This window comes from Plantactinospora soyae, from assembly GCF_014874095.1.
Taxonomy (GTDB): domain Bacteria; phylum Actinomycetota; class Actinomycetes; order Mycobacteriales; family Micromonosporaceae; genus Plantactinospora; species Plantactinospora soyae.
Genome location: NZ_JADBEB010000001.1, coordinates 1,661,572 through 1,680,180, shown reverse-complemented (window position 1 = coordinate 1,680,180; position 18,609 = coordinate 1,661,572). Strand labels below are relative to the sequence as shown.

Here is an 18,609-nt window from a genome sequence, read left to right as displayed (position 1 = left end):
TCCAGTCACGGAGCGCCACTCTCAACCTGAGCCGGCGCCGGTCCGGGGCTGCACGGGGGAGCAACCCCGGACCGGCCAGGACGCGGACCCTACGTACATCGACAGGCCCTCGGCCGTGTCACCGCGTCCATCTCTGCGTGTCATCCGATCGATCGGCGACACAGACGTAGCGTCACCGCTACCGTTACGCACAGACAGTCGTGAGCAGTGGGCCCACATGACGGCCCACACCCTGATGGGATGCAGAAATGTCCGCCTTTGGGTCCGCCTTGCGCGACGCGAGAGTCAGCCGTGGACTGTCCCTCCGTGCCATGTCTGCGCTGGTCAACTGGGACTTTGGATACCTCGGACAGATCGAACGAGGCGCACGTCAGGCGTCCGCCAACCTCGCCGCCGCCTGCGATCGGGCCCTCGACGCCGGTGGCATCCTGGTAGCTGCATTCGAGCGGGAATCGGGCGAGGCAGACATGCGGAGGCGAAGCGTCCTCAGGGCACTCGGCGCGATGGCCCTGAGCACTGGGCCGGCAGCGGTAACCCTCGAAGCACTGCGGCACGGACTCAGCGCGGCGGTCCGCAACCATGTCGACGAGTGGGAGCAGATCGTCACCGACTACGGGTACGCCTTCTACACGACCGCGGCGGACGAGCTGATGGAGCAGGTCACCGCTGATCTGGCGGTGCTGCAAACCGTGCTCGCCGCCGACACCACGGCCCGGCGGCCGGCGCTGCTGCGGGTCGCCGGGCAGCTTTCCGTGATCGTCGCGCTCGGGCTGGTGTCGTCCGGGCAGCCCTACCTGGCGCGTAGGTGGTGGGCGACTGCGGACCGGCTGGCCGATGAATCCGGGGACCCAGATGCGCGGGTACTGACATGGGCGTGGAACGTGGTCAACGGGTGCTACGACGGGCGGCCCCTCGACCAGGCAATCGCCGTGTCGGACCAGGCGCTGCCGCTGGCCAATGATCGACCGACCGCCGCTACATGCGGCCTGCTCGCCGGACGGGCGCAAGCCCTCGCCCGGGCGGGCAGACACACCGAGGCGACCGCCACCGTCGAACGACTGGCCGACGTCACCGAGGGCTTGCCCGCAGCGGTTGTCGGCGAGGTCGAGTCCTTGTGGGGGTGGCCGGAACATCGGCTACGGCACACCGAGTCGTACGTTCACACCCACACCGGGGCCCTGGCCAAGGCGGAGGCAGCGCAGGATCGGGTGTTGGAACTGTATCCGGCCAGCCAGGTTCGTCTCCGCACCCAGGTGCAACTGCACCGGGCCACGTGCCTGATCAAGGGCGGGTGCGTCTCGGACGGGCTGCGGTATGCGGCAGACGTGATCGACGGTCTGCCGTCGGAGCAACACAACCAGGTGGTCTACGCGGTGGCGCGGCAGGTCGCGGCCGTCGTGCCAGCGCCGGAGCGGCGGCAGCCGGTGTTCGGGGAGCTGACGGCCCGGTTCGACGGCTAGCATCCCCCGGTGACCGTCGATCACACCACGTTGACCGGTGTCGCCGCAGCGCCGCTCATTCCTGCCCTCGTCAATCTATATGCGACGGTCTACGCCGAACCGCCCTACGAAGAGGGGCCGGAGCAGGTGGCCGTGTTTGCGGAGAAGCTGCCCGAGGAGACCACGCGGCCCGGGTTCAGTGTCGTCGCCGCCCACCGAGACCGAGACTTGGTGGGCGGGGCGTACGGGTGGACGATGCCGGCTGGCGAGTGGTGGTCCCGCGCCGACGCCGGCCCCGATCCGGAAGTGCTCGCAGTGGCGAAGTTCGCGGTGATGGAGTGGATCGTGCACCCGGGCCACCGTCAGCAGGGCATCGGCGCCCAGATGATGCGGCGGCTTCTCGCCAGTCGACCCGAGGCGTGGGCAACTCTCGCATCCGACCCGCGATCCCTTGCCCGGCGCCTTTACGAGCGGGCCGGATGGCGGAAGGTCGGCGCCTCGCGGCTGCCGTGGGGGCCTGCCATGGATTTGCTCGTGCTGCCACTGCCGGCGATTCGCGGTCGGCGGCCCGGGACCGACTGACGGTCCGGGGCCGCTGGTGCGGGTCGAGGCGCAGGGCGAGCTCGTCAACCGGCTCCCGGCAGGCGTCGAACGGCTGTGGTTGCACGCGGCTCGCCATCGTGCGGCGACGCACCTGATCGTGCAGGAGGGCCTGGGGCGGGCACGCCAGAGTCACGACGACCGGCGGGTACGTGGATGTGGCGATGGAGGTCAAGCGCGGCCGGTGGATGTGCATCGGCCTGGATCAGATGCAGAAATAGAGTCGCCCCCATTCAGCGTTTCCACTGGTGGGGGCGACTCTGATAGCCCGGCGAAAGGCTATGTGGCCAGGGGCGGGGTCGAACCGCCGACCTTCCGATTTTCAGTGTCACGAAGATCATCCGGCTTGGTCTGGCCCTGTTGGTTGGCGCACGCCACCATGCGGCTTGGTGGGCACTCCATCCGGCCTCAGTGGGGTCAGTTGACCCCGGTACGGCGTTGTTCCCTAGCAAGATCCCTAGCGGTTGTTTCTCGCTGCGTTGTTCAGCCGTGTCCGTCAGGCGCCGGATCCCCAGCGTCGGAGCTGCCGGCGGGCTCGCGTCCGCGCCCGCTCGGTGGTTCCCCGGCCGGCGACTTCTTCCCACGGCCGGATCCGAGTGTCCTGCCGGATGCACTGGCGGAGAGTCCAACTCGGCGGGTAGTGGCCCGACCGAGCGGACATCTCACGTGGGCTGGACCTGACCTCGCCATGTGGGCGCCTCACCCGGTTGTCTCGTCACCTCGACTGTTGTCGCTTCATCAGTTGGCGGTTGTGCTCCCAAAGTTCGGGGTGCATTGCATGCTTGATTGCCTCTGCCAGCGCATCGAGCGCCTGATTGTGCAGACGCTCTTGCACCTTGTACGGGTCGTGATGCCCTACTGCTAGGACACCATGGTTGACCGTTCGGCCCGCCAGCCGGACACGGACGTCGGAGCCTTCAACTGACGTAACGAGTTCCAGCGGAGTGGTCAAGTCAGGGATGTCAGACGGCATGGCTGTACTTACGGCGGCAACACTCTGAGGTCCATTAATCGGATACTTCGCCAGAAGTGGCTAGGACGTCCTTCACGTGATCAAGATCGCACGGGCGTTCATAGCGCACCGGCGCCGGGCAGCAGGAATCCATGATCCACACCCTGTTTGAGGTCGCCCAGATGACCGGCCTGTCACTGAGGTCGATCCAGAACGGCTGTCGTCACGGACGCATCGAACACACCGCGAGGGGCGCCGGCACCATACGCATCCGGCGGGGCATGACCGGAGTTCAAGTCGAGAAACTGCTCGCGCAGCGGACGGTGAAGGTAGCCTCCCCCGCGCAGCCTGAACTAGAGCCCCTCGACGACCTGGCCGAGGCGAAAGCTGCAACCCGGAGGCGGCTGGCCCGCTACTCCGGGCGCTCGACGGCTGGCCAGCGGTCCTGAGGATGACTCACTACGCGTCGGACGACCCGCGCCTTCAAGAGGAGATGAAGCGGATCGCCGCCGAGACCGCTGCGAACTGGCCGGTCGACGACGAGATGCTTGCCCGCCTGTCCGTGCTGTTGAACCCGCCATCGCCGCCGCCTGCACCAGGGGATGCTGACCCGGGCGGGCGAGCCGCATGAGTGTCCGGCTCCTCACCGTCGCCGAAGCTGCCGAGCGACTGTCGAACCACAAGATGACCGTTTACCGGCTCGTCTGGGACGGCGTGCTGCCGTACGTGAACCTCGCGAAGACGGGCCAGCGTGCACGGCTGCGGATTCGAGAGTCAGCCCTTGACGACTACGTCAACGAGCGCGACTCGACGGCGGCTGCACACATGCCGAGGCGGTCTACTCGACCGTCAGTCGGGTCTTCGAGGTCCGTGATAAGTCGCCCATGAGCCGGCCGCCCCGTTCAAGGAACAAGCTAGATGCTCCGGTAGACGATGATCGCCTGCTCATCCCGCTCGCCGAGGTTGCCAAGCGCACCGGCTGGTCGGAACGGTCGCTCCTCGACGACTGTCGCGCGGGCGTCATCGATCATGTCTGCCGCAAGGGCTCATACAGCTTCACGCGTCCTCAACTCGACGCACTGATCGCCCGTTACACGGTTGCCGGCTCCCCCGAACGGGAGACCGCAGCCGAACGCGAGGCGCGTGAACTGGACGAGGTTATCCGGTACAACCGCTCACCTCGGCGAGGTACGGGCATCGTTCGGGCGGGCCACCGTTGATGATGGATCACAGATGCCCCTCGCTTCTCAAGCCAGAGGTTAGTTCCTCGTCGCCTAGGTGACCTGTCGGGCGGACCACCCCGGGCGGACACAGATTTGATACCGGCATGTCAAACCACTGGGTGGCGACGATCGCGTTGTTCAGCACAATGCGCGCAAGCGACTGCCGCTGCTGCACTGTTTTCGACCGAGTCAACTCCACCGCCGGCAGCAGACCGCGGTTTCGGATCACCAGCGCGATCGCACACCCATCCGGGTCCATGTGTTGCAGGAGTTGTCGGGCAGACGCCTCGTGAATGCCGAGGTTGAGCAGACCCACGCCCACGACGTGGGTGGTGAGTGCCGGGTCGGCGGCGATCAGTCCGATGTGGTGTTCCTGGCAGGGAAGACATTCGTCATGCTTGGCCGCGATCGCGTCGAGGAAGGGGCGCATGTTCATCGTCTGCATGCGTCCGCTGCTGTCCCTGGCCACGTCGTAATCGGACGCGTAGGTCTGGATCATTTCGAGGTCGGCGCCGACTGGTCGCGCATGGTTTGGGTGTGTGTCGGACGATGTTGGTGGCCGGGAGCAGGGCCGGGGGGCAACCTTGTTGTCGTAGAAGTCTGCTGGGAGGCCCGAAGAGGTCATGGATGCATCCTTCCGTTTCCGGCGGAGCCCATCAACGACCGGCCCGCAGTCGCCTACCCGACAACCCCGTGACCACTTGCTAGGCGCCGGGAACTGGTCGGAGTTCTTGCCGCCACCGGCAAAGAGCCTGGTCGGACGGGTGCGCGGCGAGTGGGTACCACTGGCGTAACGCGAGTGGTTGCCGCCACGAATTTCCCGCCGACCATCGCGGTGACGTCGCCGGAGAGGTCGGCGGCGCGGCGCGCCGCATCGGTCGCCTCTTTCGGCGTTCTTCCGAGAGAAGGCGGGCCCGGTCCGGGCGGAAACCGCTGGTGGCACCATCCGTTTTCGCTGGTGGCGCGCTGGGCCCGGGGTTTGCGCCTCTCAAAGAGGGTTGCAAATATCCGCAGGTCAACCTGCAAGCTTCCCGGCGCCGGGAACTCGGGCGAACCGGTCACTACGGCAGACGCCACAGTGACGGCCCAGTTCCCACCTCCGCGAAATGGCCTGGTCACGCTGCCTACCGGCGCCGGCAACCGTCTCCTTCTCGGAGATGGTTGCTCCCCAATCTGCTGGGGCAACCGTGGCAGTCTCGACCACGGTTGAGAAGGTCGTCCGCGCGGATCACTTCACCACCCGGGGAAGCGATGGCCTCAGCGCCGCGTAGCCCGACCTGGCTGCTGTCGACGCCGCGGATGGTCGAGGAACTGGCCAAGGTCGACCGGGCGATGCGGGACCCGTTGCTGCACGGCGCGTTGATCCAGGATTTCGGACGGTATGCGCTTACCTGGGTCGATCCGGCAATCAACGCGATACGGGTTCACCGCCTGGTACAACAGTTATCAGGGAAGCGATGAGCGTCGAGGCAAGGGCGGAGAGTCGGGTGCAGGTGCAGGTGCAGGAAATCCTTGAGTCTGGGTGTGATGCGACTCACTAATCGCCCGGACAATTCGCGTCCCATCCGGGCAATTAGTCGAGAACCTGGACTAAGACATAGGGGTTCATCGAAGAAACGACTGACCCTCGATCCGGACACACTTTTTTGTCCGTATTCGAACATCGTGATTCTTGGGCATCAATCCTGCTCGGGTAGCGACTACCCCCGCCCGCAAGCACATTTGATTCCCTACCTACCGTTCAAAGAACGTGGCTCTCCGGCCGTCACCGGAGAGCCACAGGATCCAGCCTCCGTCAGAAAGGCCAGGACAAATGTCTACCCTAGCCCGGCGTAAGAGACCGAGCCAGCGCACGCCAGACGTGCCTGTGGTGCGCTGGCTGGTCGCGATGGTCACCGTGGCGATTATTGCCGTACTGGCGATCGTGGGCCTGACTGTTGGCGCAACCGAGCACATTGGGCAGGCCGCCATCGTCGCCATTAGTACGATCACAGTGGCCGCCCTGAGCACTGCCGGTGTCGCCCTCCGTCGCCGTGTTCGTACGGCGCCGCAACGTCGTCAGTAGCCATATCTGCCAGAAGCGTCAGCGGGGCAGCCTAGACGCAAGTCCGGGCTGCCCCGGGTGCGTTTGGTCTTCCTTGGCGACCCGCTCCCGTAGCCCCGAGGCCGCCGGTTCGGGGGCTCGTTCATGATCCCTCCCGCCAGACTTCCTCGAACGCGTCGACCGCCGCGCCTGGTCGACGCCGGAGCATCCGCCGGACTCATGACGCTGGCCGAGTTCCATAGGACGACACGATGTCGCGCCACCACTCGTCGACCGGTACCCGCACCGCCGCCTCGGCCAGCCGACGGCCGGACTCGGTCTTCACCGCGGCGACCATCGTGTCCACCCACGGCTGCGTCAGCCGATACCCCTGCGCCTGGTACTCCCGAGCCTGCAACAAACACTCGATCTTGTCCGCATCCTTCGCGCACCGCGCCTCCGGTGTCTCCTTCGCCTCGAACTCGGCGATCAGGTCCCGGATCGGGCCGGCAAGATTCGCCGGCAGGTTGGCCGTTTGCTTCTCGGCCACGTCGGCGGCCGGAGCGCACTGGAGCTACGCGGACTCGACCTGACGCGGTTCTACGAAGAGATCGTGAAAGAACGCGCAGCCGAGATTGAGGCAGCCACGGCGAGGAACCTCGCCTACCGAGCTGAGGCGGACAACGCCAACGCACGTAGGCGAGCGGCCGGCAAAGTGCGGATGGTCCCACCGAAGCGGGTTGCGGTACCACGCCCCCTGGCCCCGTCGAGCATCGCTCGGATCCATGCTTGCATCTCGGGTGCGCTCGGCGATGCTGTGCCCGATCTCGTACCCCGCAATGTGGCAGGTGACGCCAAGTTGCCCAAGGTCGAGCGGAGGAAGGTCAAGCCGCCGTCCCCCGAGATGTACGGCGCCTTCCTGGATGCGATGGAAAATGAGCTGTACCCGCTGGTCTTGCTGTGTGGTTACTCCGGGCTTCGTCGTGGCGAGTTATGCGGGCTCAAGTGGACCGACGTCAACCTCGACACTGGTCGGTTGCAGGTGAACCGCCAACGAGTCTCAGTGGGCTACCAGGTCAGCGAACGCGAGGCCAAGAGCGACGCCGGGCAGGACCGGGTCGTCTATCTCGATGGCGGCGCGACCGGAGCACTGAAGACGTGGCGCACGACACAACGCAAGGAACGGCTTGCCTGGGGTCCTGCATACGCTGACGGCGGCTACGTCTTCACAAGGGAGAACGGGGAGCCACTTCACCCCGACGCCGTGACGAAGATCGTCGGCCGGATGTGTCGGCGCGCTGGCATGCCAGCCACGCTGCACACGTTGCGGCACTTCCGGGCTGCCGCGCTGATCTCGACCGGGGCAGACATCTCCGTGGTGTCGAAGATGATGGGGCATGCCTCGATCGGAGTCACTTCGGACATCTACGGTTCGTTGTTCGAGGTTGCCCAGCAGGGCGTCTCGGAGAAGGCTGCGGCCTTGGTACCTCGCCACTCGGTCTCAGCTTGACCAAAGCAAGATCCCTAGCAACTTCCTAGCAATCGCGCCTTAGACGGGGCCGGACAACGATGAATGATCTATGTCTGTCACCCGGAAAAGAAGAACGCCCACCTGCGTTTCCGCTGGTAGGCGCTCTGATAGCCCGGCGAAAGGCTATGTGGCCAGGGGCGGGGTCGAACCGCCGACCTTCCGATTTTCAGTCGGACGCTCGTACCAACTGAGCTACCTGGCCCGGGTTGCTCGGCTCATGTTACCTGTCCGACGCACCCGGCGCCGACTGGGTAACCTGCTCCGAAACGCAGAACGCCGCGCGTACGTACGCGCGGCGGCCGGCGCTGGCGGTCCTGACGGGACTTGAACCCGCGACCTCCGCCTTGACAGGGCGGCGAGCACTCCAACTGCTCCACAGGACCTTGCTCTTACCAACTGCAACTGCTACCCGGTCGAAACCGGGGTCGTGCCCCCAACGGGATTCGAACCCGTGCTACCGCCTTGAAAGGGCGGCGTCCTGGGCCGCTAGACGATGAGGGCGGCCCCGCCATCATTGCACATGACAACTTCAGCGGTTGTGCTCCCATCCGGCCCCGCCGGAGGCTTCGAAAGCATACGTGATGCCCTGCCGACGGACCAAACCGGTATTGCCAGTGGGACAAACAACCCCAAACAACCTCACCGCAGCCGTACGATGCCGTACTTCTGCCGCAGGAAGGTCAGTATCTGGGGGCAGGCGCCGACGGTGCGACTCCGGTCACCGCCGCCGTCGTGCATCAGCACGATCGAACCGGGCCGCGCCTGCTGGGCGATCCGCTTCTTGATCTCCGGTGTGCTGGTGTCGTCCCAGTCGGCCGGGTCGACGTCCCAGTGCAGCGGCTGCATGCCCATGTCCCGGACCACCGCCACGATGCCGGGGGTCCACTTGCCGCCGGGCTGACGATAGTGCGGGACCCGTACGCCCGGCACCGCCCGCCGGATCTCCCGGTTGGTCCGCAGGAGGTCTTCCCGGATCTGCGCGTTGGTCTTCTTTCCGAGCTGGAGATCGTGATTCCAACTGTGGTTGCACACGGTGTGGCCCTCGCGGACGATCCGGGCCATCAGCGCGGGGTACTTGCGGGCCTTGACTCCCACCACACAGAACGTGGCCCGTACCTTGGCCCGGCGGAGTATGTCGAGCACCTTCGGCGTCCACTCCGGGTGCGGTCCGTCGTCGAAGGTCAGCGCGACGCCTCGTGCCCCGGTCAGCCGCACGGTGTTCAGCGGCCCGACGGTGCCGCGCGTGGCGGGTTTCTTGGTCGGTTTGCCGGTCTTCGGCGGGGTCGGCGAGGCCGACGGGGTCACGGTGGTCTCGACCGGGATCGGTGGATAGTCCAGCACTCTCCTGGGCGGCGGCTCGTCGCCCGCGCAACCGCCGGTGACCAGCACCAGCAGGGCGAGACCGGCTGCCAGGGCCGCACGTCTGATCATGGGGCGGCTCCCGAGGGGGTTTCGGGTTACGGCTGCCCCACGTTAGCGGAGCGCGGGCGGCAATGGTGTACCGATTGCTCCGTAGTTTCTGCTTACCGTCCCGAAGACCCGGGTACGTCCCTCAACAGCGCGACCGCTTCGGCCAGCGTCGCCGGCACGCGTACGCCGGTCGGAAGCGCCCCGGCGGACCAGCCCGGCCCGGCGGCGAGCAGCAGTACCGGGCGCCGGGGCGTGGAGAGCAGTGTCGTCAGCTGGTTCGGGTCTGCGGTGTGCCGGGCGTGTGACCACAGGACGACCGCCTCGGGAGCGGTCCGGCCGACCGCCTCGACCAGTGCGGTCACCGGCACCCGGGCGCCGAGCAGCCGGCAGTGCAGGCCGGCCTCGGCGAGCGCGGCGGCGAGGGCCTCCAACGGAAGGGTGTGCTGTTCCTCGTCGGCGCAGGAGAGCAGGATCCGCGTCGGGGCGTGCGTACGGGGTGGCCGGGGCACCGCGGCGAGGACCTCCGACACGCACCGGGAGAGCAGGTGTTCCACCTCGATGAATCGGGCGCTGGCGGCGTGCCGTTCGCCGACGCCGACCAGGACCGGTAGGACGATGCTCTCCCAGGTGGCGATGACACCTCGGGCGTCGACCGCCGTGGCGATGCTCGCCCGCATCGCCTCCGCGTCGAGCCGGACGGCCGCGCGGGCCAGTCCTCGGGCGGCCGGACCCGCCCGACCCACCGGAATGACCGCACCTCCGCCGTCACGGGCCCGGGGCGGCCGTTCCCACCCCGGCTCCCCGCCGGCCACGACCGGGCCCGCCGGAGCCCCCGGTACGACCGGAGCCCCCGGTACGACCGGAGTCCCCGGTACGACCGGAGTCCCGCGCGCCCAGCGGGCCGCCTCGGCGGGGGTGACCCCGTCGGTGGTGAGTTGGCGCATGACCTCCAGCCGGAGCAGGTCCTCGGCGGTGTAGCGACGGTGCTGCCCCGGCACGTGGCGGCTCGGCCCCAGCCCGTACCGCTGGTGCCAGCTTCGCAGGGTCGTGACGGCGACGCCCAGCCGTCGGGCGACGGCTCCGGCGCTCAGCCCGTCATCGGCCACCCGACCGCTCCGCCGGGTTGTCCTCCTCCGAACCGGTGGCGCTCCGGATGTGCCACCGTCCGTCGTTTCCGGGCTTCCGCGACGGTGTGGCGGACGGCCCGGCGGCGGGTGGTACGGCGGCGGGTGGTGCGGGCTCGGGGGCCGGTGGGACCGCCTCGGGGTGGCGGAGTCGGCTGAGTACGCCGCCGAGCCAGGGTGCGTACGCGGTCGGATCGGCGTCCAGTTGGGCGCGCAGCTCGTCCGGGTGCATCCAGCGCAGGTCGGCAACCTCGTCGGGGTCGGGCAGCACCGACCGGTCGGGAGCGAAGTCCCCGCGCAGCACGTGGTCGTACTCGAATTCGACCCGGCCGGTCTCGGGATCCTCCGCCCGGTAGAGGTAGACCCCGATCTCGGTCAGTGGCACCCCGCTGACGCCGAGTTCCTCGTGCAGGCGCCGGCCGGCGGCGGTGTCGAGCGACTGGCCGGGGGCCGGGTGCCCGCAACAGCTGTTGGCCCAGCGCAACGGAAAGCGCGTCTTGGTGGCGGCCCGCTGCTGGAGCAGTACCCGTCCCGCCGGGTCGACCAGGAACACGGAGAACGCCCGGTGCAGCAGACCCGGGAGCTGGTGCGCCTCGTCGACCGTCCGGGCGCCGATCGGCTTCCCCGCCTCGTCGACCAGTTCGACCAGGTGCGCCTCGCGATCCGAGGTCTCCCGGTCCGCGGTGTCGCGGTCCGACGTCATCGGCCACCTCCAGTCACCCGGGCGGCGGCGAGCTTTCCGGAGATCAACACCATCGGTACCCCCACCCCTGGCTGCGTACCAGAGCCGACGAAGACCACATTGGACAGTGTGCGGTGCAGGTTCCCCGGCCGGAACGGGCCGGTCTGGGTCAGGTTGTGCGCGGCGGCGAACGGCGTACCGGCGGCCAGCCCGGAGTCGGCCCAGTCGGCCGGGGTGACGATCCGGGCGACCTCCACGCTGTCGGCCAGGCCGAGGTAGCCGCGCTGCTCCAGGGTGGCCAGCAACTCGTCCGCGTACCGCTGCGCGAGCCCGCCCCGCCAGTCGAGCCCGGCGCCACGGTCGAGGTTGGGTACCGGAGCGAGGACGTAGTAGCTGTGCCGGTGCTCCGGTGCGACGGACGGGTCGGTACGACTGGGGTTGGTGACCAGCAGCGACGGATCCGACATCAGCCGGCCCTGCCGGATCACCTCGTCGAAGGTGCCCCGCCAGGCCCGCCCGAAGTGGATGTTGTGGTGGGCGATCCCCCGGTACTCCTGCCGGGAGCCGAGGTGCAGCACCACGCAGGACGGCGAGTAGCGGAGTCGACGCGGGCGCCCGGCGGGTGGCAGCAGGTCCCGGTAGGCGATCGGCAGGTCGGGATTGAGCACCACCACGTCGGCCGGCACCCGCGTGCCGTCGGCGGTGTGCACCCCGGTGGCCCGGCCCGCCGAGGTCTCCACCCGGGTCACGGTGGTGTCGTACTCGATCCGGACGCCGTGCTTCTCGGCGGCGTCGGCCATCGCCCGGGACACCGCGTGGATACCGCCACGTGGGAAGTAGACCCCGGCCACCGAGTCGAGGTAGGCGATCACGGTGTAGATGGCGAGCGCGTCGTGCGGGGCGAGGCCGGCGTACATGGCCTGGAAGGAGAAGATCCGGCGGGTACGGGGGTCGGCGAAGAACTGGTCGATCTTCGTCTGCAACCGCCGGAAAGCACCGGCCGCCATCAGCCGGAGGAGGTTCGTGGTCAGCAGGTCGGTCGGGCTGTCCAGGTTGCGGTCGATGAAGTCGGTGCGTTCGAGCTGCCAGAGCCGGCGGGCGTAGTCGACGAACCGCAGGTATCCGTCGGCCTCCCGGGGGCCGCAGACCCGGGAGATCTCCCCGGCCATCCGGGTCGTGTCGGTCTGCACGTCCAGGGTGGACCCGTCCGGATAGTGCGCCCGGTAGGCCGGGTCCAGCGGAACGAGGTCGAGCCAGTCGGTCAGCTCCTCGCCGACCGCGGCCAGCGCCTCGGCGATGAGGTCGGGCATGGTCAGCACGGTCGGGCCGGTGTCGAACTCGTACCCGTCGAGGCGGAGCCGTCCGGCCCGGCCCCCGGGCCCGGACTCGCGTTCGAGGACGGTCACCTGCCGGCCGGCGCCGGCCAGGTGCAGCGCGCAGGCGAGCCCGCCGAGCCCGGCACCGACGACCACCACCCGATCGGTCCGTCCAGGAACGGTCCGCACCCGCCACCTCCTCCACGCCGTCCACATCATGCGCTCACGGTGACCCTGACCTGGGCAACCGCCGCGCCGGATGGATGTGGCGGGCCGGGAACCACTTCCTCGGACCCGGGGTCGAGCGTACCCTAGGACCACGAGTTGCGTCGATTGATGCGTCGATCAGTCCAGGGGGGTCGGTGGACACCAGTCTCGGCAGGTCCTACGAGTGCTGCCGCCAGCTGCACAGGCGGCACGGCCGGACCTACTATCTCGCGACCCGGCTGCTGCCCGCCTGGAAACGGCGACATGTGCACGCCCTCTACGGCTTCACCCGCTATGCCGACGAGATCGTGGACCAGACCGGCGAGCTGTCGCCGGAGATGCGCGCCGCCCGGCTCGCCGACTGGTCCGACCGGTTCCTCGCCGGACTGGGCGGCGAACGGGTGGACGACCCGCTGCTGCCGGCGGTCCTGCACACCATCGCGGTCTTCGACCTCGACCGGGCCGACTTCGCGGCGTTCCTGCGCAGCATGGCGATGGACCTGACCGTCGCCAGCTACCCCCGCTACGCCGACCTGCTCGACTACATGGACGGCTCGGCCGCCGCGATCGGCACGATGATGCTGCCGATCCTGGGCAGCGTCGATCCGGCCGCCGCCCGCGAGCCGGCCCGGCAACTCGGCTTCGCCTTCCAGTTGACCAACTTCATCCGGGACGTCGCCGAGGACCTCGACCGGGGCCGGGTCTACCTGCCGGCCGAGGACCTGGCGGCGTTCGGCGTCACCCACGCCGACCTGGTCGCCGCCGCCGGGCGGCGGGCCGTCACGCCCCGGATCCGGCAACTGATCGAGTACGAGGTGACCCGCGCCCGGGCCCACTACCGGGCGGCGGCGCCCGGCGTCACCCTGCTCGCCCCCGCGTCGCAGTCCTGCATCCGCACCGCCTACGTGCTGTACGGCGGCATTCTCGACGAGGTGATCGCCGCCGGGTACGACGTCTTCGCCCGCCGGGCCGTGGTGCCCCGGCGACGCCGGGCGGCGGTCGTGGCCCGAGCCCTGCTCACCCCGACCGGCACCCCGGTGGCCGTACCCGGGTCGCCGGGCGAGCCGTGGCGCCGGATGTCCCGGGCCGGGGCGCCGAACCGCGATCGCCGCACCACCGCGACGACTCCCTAACCCTCGCCGGTTCCGCCGAGGCTGCGGATCGCGCGGTCGAGGTCCCGGCCGTACAGCGGCGGCGGGAGGCTGCCGAGCAGGAAGCGGTCCGGGCGTACCACCAGAACGGCCGGACCGGCACCGAGCGCGCCGGTGCCGTCCTCGATCCAGCGGCTGTCCGGCCGGCGCGGGTCGTCCGCCCGACCGGTGGTCAGCGTCACCGCGGCCCGGGCGTCGACCCAGGCCAGTGCCGCGGCGTCGGCGCCGGCCAGCGGATCGCAGCCGAGCCCGATCACCGCCCAGCCGGGCCCGAGCAGTTCGTCGAGCCGGACCGGTCCGTCCGGCCCACCCGGAGCAGCCGCCGGGGCAGGTCCGCCGTCGACGGTTCCCACCGGAGCAGCCGCTCGGGCAGGTCCGCCGTCGACGGTTCCCACCAGTGGATTGGGCAGCATCCGACCGGCGCCGGGCAGCACGCCTCCGGTGCCCTTCGGCAGCGCCGGCCGGGGTCGGCCCTGTCGGGCGGCCCGGGCCGGCATCCCGGGGATCGCGGCCACGGCCCGGATCAGCAACCGGAGTACGGCCGACAGCCCCCGGTTGCCGGTCTGGAGCACCCGGCCGACCCCGAGGCTCACCCGGACCAACTCGGCGACGTGTGGCCGCCGCTCCCGTTCGTACCCGGCGAGCAGCCCGTCGTCGGCGAGCCCACCGAGCACGTCGGCGAGCCGCCAGGCGAGGCTCTGGACATCCCGGATGCCACTGGCCAGGCCCTGTCCGGCGAACGGCGGCATCAGGTGCGCCGCGTCACCGGCGAGCAGGATCCGGCCCCGGCGCCAGTGCGTCGCCTGCCGGGAGTGGAAGGTGAAGACGGTCACCCGGCGGATCCGGATCGTGTCCGGGTCGATCCAGCCGGCGACCAGTCGGCGGACGGACTCCGGGGCGCCGAGTTCGGCCGGGTCCTCGCCCGGATGCAGCATCCACTCCCAGCGGCGTCGGCCTGCACTGGCCATCGTGACGAGCGGCCGGCGCGGATCGAGCACCATCGAGGTGGACGCCTCGACGTCGGTCTCGTCGGTCTCGGCGTCGACGACCAGCCACGGCACGGCGTACGACTGGCCGTGGAAGGGCAGGTCGGCCAGGCGTCGTACGGTGCTGGAGGCCCCGTCGCAGCCGACGACCCAGCGGGCCCGCACCGTCGTACCGTCGTCGAGTCCCACCCGGACGTGATCGCCGGCCGGTTCGAGGGCGGCCACCGAGCGGCCGAGCCGCACCGTGACGCCGGGCAGCGTGTCGATGCCCTCCCGCAGCGCCGCCTCCAGCTCCGGCTGATCGATCAGCGCGGCGGCGGGCAGCCCGAACCCGCTGGCCACCGGCGACATGCTGATCAGCACCGTACGGTCGGGCGCCAGGAACCGGGAGTGGTGCACCTCGACCGCCCACCGGCCCAGGTCGGCGGCGCCCGGCAGGCCGACCAGGACCCGCAGCACCTCGGCGTCGAGCACGGCGGCCCGGGGCAGTGGATAGGGCTCCCCGCCGGGGTCGACCACCATCGTGGCGACACCCCGTCGGCCCAGCAGTGCGGCCAGGGTGGCGCCGACCGGCCCGTACCCGGCGATCAGTACATCGACGTCGGTCATCGGCAGGTGCCTCCCCGTGGCCGTTCGCCGGTCGGCGTCCACGGCGTCGAACCGGCCCGCCCGACCAGCGTAGGCGGCGGGGCGTGGCTCCGAAACGCCGTACGCCGGGGATTCGATCCGCCTGGTCGGCCGGCGACGGATGAGGAAAGCTGGCGTCATGGCTGAACCGGAACAGATGCACGTGGACGTCGACGGAACGGTGGGCGCGGACGTGACCGCGGACGTGGACGTCGTGGTGGTCGGGTTGGGTGTGGGTGGCGAGGAGACGGCGAACCGGCTCGCCGAGGCCGGCCTGTCGGTCGTGGGCATCGAACATCGCCTGGTCGGCGGGGAGTGTCCGTTCTGGGGGTGCGTACCGAGCAAGATCATGATCCGGGCCGGCAACGCCCTGGCCGAAGCGCACCGGGTCGACCAGCTGGCCGGCCGGGCTCAGGTCGAGTCGGACTGGACCACCGTGGCCAAGCGGATCCGCGAGGAGGCCACCGCCGGTTGGACCGACGACGCCGGGGCCGAGCGGTTGACCTCCAAGGGCGGCCGACTCGTCCGTGGTACTGGCACGCTGGCCGGTCCCGGCCTGGTCCAGGTCGGCGAGGAGGTCTACCGGGCCCGGGTCGGTGTTGTCCTGGGTACGGGGACCACTCCGGTCATCCCGCCGGTACCGGGACTGGCCGGCACCCCGTACTGGACCAACCGGGAGGCGATCGAGGTCGCCGAGCTGCCCGAATCGCTGGTGGTACTGGGCGGCGGGGCGATCGGCGTGGAACTCGCACAGGTCTTCGCCCGGTTCGGCGTACGGGTCAGCGTGATCGAGGCCGGCGCGCGGGTGCTGGCCCTGGAGGAGCCGGAGTCGTCGGAGCGGGTCGCCGCCGCGTTGCGCGCGGACGGGGTCACGGTGCACACCGGGGCCGGTGCCGAGCGGGTCGAGCACGACGGCACCGGGTTCACCGTCCACCTGGCCGGTGGGGACCAGCTCCGTGGCGAGCGGCTGCTGGTGGCGACGGGCCGGCGGGCCGTACTGGACACGCTCGGGCTGGAGACCGTCGGGCTCGATCCGACGAAACGGTTCCTGGAGACGGACGACCGGATGCGGGCGGCCGACGGGATCTGGGCGGTCGGCGACCTGACCGGGCACGGCGCCTTCACGCACGTGGCGATGTACCAGGCCGGGATCGCGATCGACGACATCCTGCGCCGGGCGGGCGTCGGGACCGGTCCGGCCGGTGCCGGCGTGGACGGCGACGGCGACGGCGGTGGCCGGCGGGCCGACTACCGTGCCCTGCCCCGGGTCACCTTCACCGATCCCGAGGTGGGCGCGGTCGGGCTGACCGAACGGCAGGCCCGGGAGCGGGGACTGAACGTCCGGGTCGGCTTCACCCCGCTCTCCGACTCGACCCGGGGCTGGATCCACGAGGTGGGCGACGCGGGCTTCATCAAACTGGTCGCCGACGCCGACCGTGGGGTGCTGGTCGGCGCGACGTCGGCCGGCCCGGTCGGCGGTGAGGTGCTGAGCGCACTGGTCGTGGCGGTGCACGCCGAGGTCCCGGTGACCACCCTGGCTAGCATGATCTACGCCTATCCGACCTTCCATCGGGCGATTGAGACGGCGGTGCGCGGTTTGTTGCAGTAGCGCGGCGAACTTTGGTTCGGTTTTTGCAAGTCCCTGTCGTACGATCGCGGCCGTGACCAGAAGACTCACCGAGGTGGCCCGGAAGGCCGGGGTCAGCGAGGCCACGGTGAGCCGGGTGCTCAACGGCCGGGGCGGCGTCTCCGAGAGCACCCGGGTGGCCGTGCTCACCGCGCTGGACGTGCTCGGCTACGAGCGACCCAGCAAGCTGCGCGGCGAACGGGCCCGGCTGGTCGGGCTGGTGCTTCCGGAGCTACAGAACCCGATCTTCCCCGCCCTGGCCGAGGTGGTCACCGGTTCGCTGGCCCAACGCGGCTTCATCCCGGCGCTCTGTGCCCGGACCATCGGCGGTATCTCCGAAATGGACTACGTGGAGATGCTGCTGGACCACCAGGTCTCCGGAGTGATCTTCGCCGGTGGCTCGTACGCGCTGGCCGACGCCCAGCACGACCACTACCGGCGGCTGACCGACCGGGGCCTGCCCGTCGTACTGGTCAACGCCGGTGTCGACGAGCTGGGCTTTCCCTGCGTGTCGAGCGACGACGCGGTGGCGGTCGAGCAGGCGTACGGGCATCTGCGGTCGCTCGGACACGAGCGGATCGGTCTGGTGCTGGGTCCGGCCGACCACGTGCCGTCGCGGCGGAAGCTGGCCGCGATGGCGAACATCGCCGGTTGGAGCGAGGGCGAGGAGTGTGTCGAGCGCTCCAGCTTCTCGATGGAGGGCGCCCGGGTCGCGGCGAGCAAGCTGATCGAGCGCGGTGTGACCGGGGTGATCTGCGCCAGCGACGTCATGGCGCTGGGTACGATCCGGGCCGCCCGCCGGCTGGGCCGGTCGGTGCCGGCGGACGTCTCGGTGGTCGGTTACGACGATTCGGCCCTGATGACCTGCACCGATCCGCCGCTGACCACCGTCCGGCAGCCGATCGAGATGATGGGGCAGGCTGCGGTGGACCTGCTGGTCAATCAGATCGAGGGCGTCGGGGTACTCAACGACGAACTGCTCTTCGAACCCGAGCTCGTGGTACGCGGCTCGACCGCGCCGGCACCCGGCCACTGACCAGGACCTCCCACCGGCCCACGCCGCCCGGCCGCGCTCCCCGGTCAGGTCCGGTCCACCCGACGCCGCCCGACCCCGGTCCGTCCGGTGGCGCCCTGACCGGTCCGTCCGGCCGCGCGCTTCCCGGTCCGGTCCGGTCAGGTCCGTCGGCTCGGCTCGTCCGGCCGCGCTGACCCGCGCCCCGGTCCGTCGCTCCCGGCCCCCTCGCCGGCGACTGGCCAGCTCATCCGGCTCGCGGTCGCCGGCTGACCGGCCACTTCCGCGCGTCCGGGCGGTACGCCTCGGTCCCCGGTTGCCCCGTTCGACGGTCACCATGGCCCTGCCCAAAGTCTGGACGACTCCAGTCGTTATCTTTCAGAGTGCTGTCGGGTTATTGCAGTCTTCCACTCGGGTTTGTATCGTCATCGGCACGAAACAAGACACGCGAGGGGATCCCACTTCACACTCCCGCGCGCCACCCCAGAAAGGGTGTCGTCATGAAGCGATCGAGGCTGGGCAGCGCGCTGCGGCTGCCGCCGGCACAGCTGACGGCCGGGCCGGCGGACGGCCGGTGGGCAGCATGAAGGGCTGAGCCGATCATGGCCGTATCCGGCCGATAGAGCCTCACATCCGTGGGGGTCAGGTTCCTCACCCGATCGGTGGTCGACGACGACCGCTCGGACCCCAGCGCGCAGG

19 protein-coding genes and 3 tRNA genes are annotated in these 18,609 nt (G+C 69.8%); 11 read left to right on the top strand and 11 right to left on the bottom strand.

All coding sequences use genetic code 11. From position 1 onward, the window contains the following. Positions 1–248 precede the first annotated feature (248 nt). Both H4W31_RS07470 and H4W31_RS07465 read left to right on the top strand, forming a co-directional pair. A complete protein-coding gene (locus tag H4W31_RS07470) occupies positions 249–1,460 on the top strand; it encodes a helix-turn-helix domain-containing protein (protein WP_192765989.1) in 1,212 nt (403 codons plus the stop codon). A gap of 9 nt (positions 1,461–1,469) precedes the next feature. Then, positions 1,470–2,021: a GNAT family N-acetyltransferase gene (locus H4W31_RS07465; protein ID WP_318783069.1), complete on the top strand. Its 552-nt coding sequence runs from the start codon at positions 1,470–1,472 to the stop codon at positions 2,019–2,021. Positions 2,022–2,754: 733 nt separating this feature from the next. Here H4W31_RS07465 and H4W31_RS07460 read toward each other — a convergent pair. After that, on the bottom strand, positions 2,755–2,991 hold the full coding sequence (locus tag H4W31_RS07460) for a hypothetical protein (protein WP_192765988.1): 237 nt from the start codon (positions 2,989–2,991) through the stop codon (positions 2,755–2,757). A 152-nt stretch (positions 2,992–3,143) separates the two neighbouring features. On the opposite strand from H4W31_RS07460, the gene H4W31_RS07455 reads away from it, so the two are divergent. From H4W31_RS07455 to H4W31_RS07445, 3 genes are all read left to right on the top strand, one after another. Beyond that, positions 3,144–3,440, top strand: a complete 297-nt coding sequence (locus H4W31_RS07455; RefSeq protein ID WP_192765987.1) for a hypothetical protein — start codon at positions 3,144–3,146, stop codon at positions 3,438–3,440. A 178-nt stretch (positions 3,441–3,618) separates the two neighbouring features. After that, the gene (locus H4W31_RS44700) at positions 3,619–3,879 is read left to right on the top strand and encodes a helix-turn-helix domain-containing protein (RefSeq protein ID WP_192765986.1); all 261 of its coding nucleotides are present in this window, start codon (positions 3,619–3,621) and stop codon (positions 3,877–3,879) included. After that, a complete protein-coding gene (locus tag H4W31_RS07445; RefSeq protein ID WP_192765985.1) occupies positions 3,876–4,211 on the top strand; it encodes a hypothetical protein in 336 nt (111 codons plus the stop codon). Before H4W31_RS44700 ends, H4W31_RS07445 begins: the two co-directional genes overlap by 4 nt. Before the next feature lie 7 nt (positions 4,212–4,218). Here the strand turns inward: H4W31_RS07445 and H4W31_RS07440 are convergent, their stop codons facing one another. Then, a complete protein-coding gene (locus tag H4W31_RS07440; protein ID WP_192765984.1) occupies positions 4,219–4,713 on the bottom strand; it encodes a hypothetical protein in 495 nt (164 codons plus the stop codon). Between the two features lie 800 nt (positions 4,714–5,513). Between H4W31_RS07440 and H4W31_RS07435 the strand changes: the two genes are divergently transcribed. Both H4W31_RS07435 and H4W31_RS07430 read left to right on the top strand, forming a co-directional pair. Continuing rightward, the gene (locus tag H4W31_RS07435) at positions 5,514–5,675 is read left to right on the top strand and encodes a hypothetical protein (RefSeq protein WP_192765983.1); all 162 of its coding nucleotides are present in this window, start codon (positions 5,514–5,516) and stop codon (positions 5,673–5,675) included. 409 nt (positions 5,676–6,084) lie between these two features. Beyond that, complete coding sequence (locus tag H4W31_RS07430; RefSeq protein WP_192765982.1) at positions 6,085–6,279, top strand: hypothetical protein; 195 nt, start codon at positions 6,085–6,087, stop codon at positions 6,277–6,279. A 196-nt stretch (positions 6,280–6,475) separates the two neighbouring features. Here H4W31_RS07430 and H4W31_RS07425 read toward each other — a convergent pair whose 3' ends face one another. Next, the gene (locus H4W31_RS07425; RefSeq protein WP_192765981.1) at positions 6,476–6,787 is read right to left on the bottom strand and encodes an HD domain-containing protein; all 312 of its coding nucleotides are present in this window, start codon (positions 6,785–6,787) and stop codon (positions 6,476–6,478) included. Positions 6,788–7,096: 309 nt separating this feature from the next. Here H4W31_RS07425 and H4W31_RS07420 point away from each other — a divergent pair, with 309 nt between their 5' ends. Further along, complete coding sequence (locus H4W31_RS07420; protein WP_192765980.1) at positions 7,097–7,747, top strand: tyrosine-type recombinase/integrase; 651 nt, start codon at positions 7,097–7,099, stop codon at positions 7,745–7,747. 149 nt (positions 7,748–7,896) lie between these two features. Here H4W31_RS07420 and H4W31_RS07415 read toward each other — a convergent pair. The 7 genes from H4W31_RS07415 to crtI form a co-directional block, all read right to left on the bottom strand. Beyond that, positions 7,897–7,970 (bottom strand) — tRNA-Phe (locus H4W31_RS07415). 104 nt (positions 7,971–8,074) lie between these two features. Then, positions 8,075–8,151: transfer RNA gene (locus H4W31_RS07410), tRNA-Asp, on the bottom strand. 45 nt (positions 8,152–8,196) lie between these two features. Then, a tRNA-Glu gene (locus tag H4W31_RS07405) sits at positions 8,197–8,269 on the bottom strand. 138 nt (positions 8,270–8,407) lie between these two features. Continuing rightward, entirely contained in the window at positions 8,408–9,199 is a 792-nt protein-coding gene (locus H4W31_RS07400) for a polysaccharide deacetylase family protein (RefSeq protein ID WP_192765979.1), read from the bottom strand. A 92-nt stretch (positions 9,200–9,291) separates the two neighbouring features. Beyond that, positions 9,292–10,284, bottom strand: a complete 993-nt coding sequence (locus H4W31_RS07395; RefSeq protein WP_192765978.1) for a MerR family transcriptional regulator — start codon at positions 10,282–10,284, stop codon at positions 9,292–9,294. Next, positions 10,274–11,005: an isopentenyl-diphosphate Delta-isomerase gene (gene idi / locus H4W31_RS07390; protein ID WP_192765977.1), complete on the bottom strand. Its 732-nt coding sequence runs from the start codon at positions 11,003–11,005 to the stop codon at positions 10,274–10,276. The genes H4W31_RS07395 and idi overlap by 11 nt, the downstream gene beginning before the upstream one ends. Then, positions 11,002–12,621 carry a phytoene desaturase family protein gene (gene crtI / locus H4W31_RS07385; RefSeq protein WP_404825565.1) on the bottom strand — a complete coding sequence of 540 codons (1,620 nt, stop codon included), beginning with the start codon at positions 12,619–12,621 and terminating at the stop codon, positions 11,002–11,004. The genes idi and crtI overlap by 4 nt, the downstream gene beginning before the upstream one ends. A 41-nt stretch (positions 12,622–12,662) precedes the next feature. On the opposite strand from crtI, the gene H4W31_RS07380 reads away from it, so the two are divergent. Beyond that, positions 12,663–13,640 carry a phytoene/squalene synthase family protein gene (locus tag H4W31_RS07380; RefSeq protein ID WP_192765975.1) on the top strand — a complete coding sequence of 326 codons (978 nt, stop codon included), beginning with the start codon at positions 12,663–12,665 and terminating at the stop codon, positions 13,638–13,640. Here H4W31_RS07380 and H4W31_RS07375 read toward each other — a convergent pair. Then, complete coding sequence (locus tag H4W31_RS07375; protein ID WP_192765974.1) at positions 13,637–15,253, bottom strand: bifunctional 3-(3-hydroxy-phenyl)propionate/3-hydroxycinnamic acid hydroxylase; 1,617 nt, start codon at positions 15,251–15,253, stop codon at positions 13,637–13,639. The two genes, H4W31_RS07380 and H4W31_RS07375, sit on opposite strands and share 4 nt — an antisense overlap. Positions 15,254–15,428: 175 nt before the next feature. Here H4W31_RS07375 and H4W31_RS07370 point away from each other — a divergent pair, with 175 nt between their 5' ends. Together H4W31_RS07370 and H4W31_RS07365 are read left to right on the top strand one after the other, a co-directional pair. Then, entirely contained in the window at positions 15,429–16,880 is a 1,452-nt protein-coding gene (locus tag H4W31_RS07370) for a dihydrolipoyl dehydrogenase family protein (protein WP_192771909.1), read from the top strand. 52 nt (positions 16,881–16,932) lie between these two features. After that, a complete protein-coding gene (locus H4W31_RS07365; protein WP_404825564.1) occupies positions 16,933–17,934 on the top strand; it encodes a LacI family DNA-binding transcriptional regulator in 1,002 nt (333 codons plus the stop codon). Positions 17,935–18,609 lie beyond the last annotated feature (675 nt).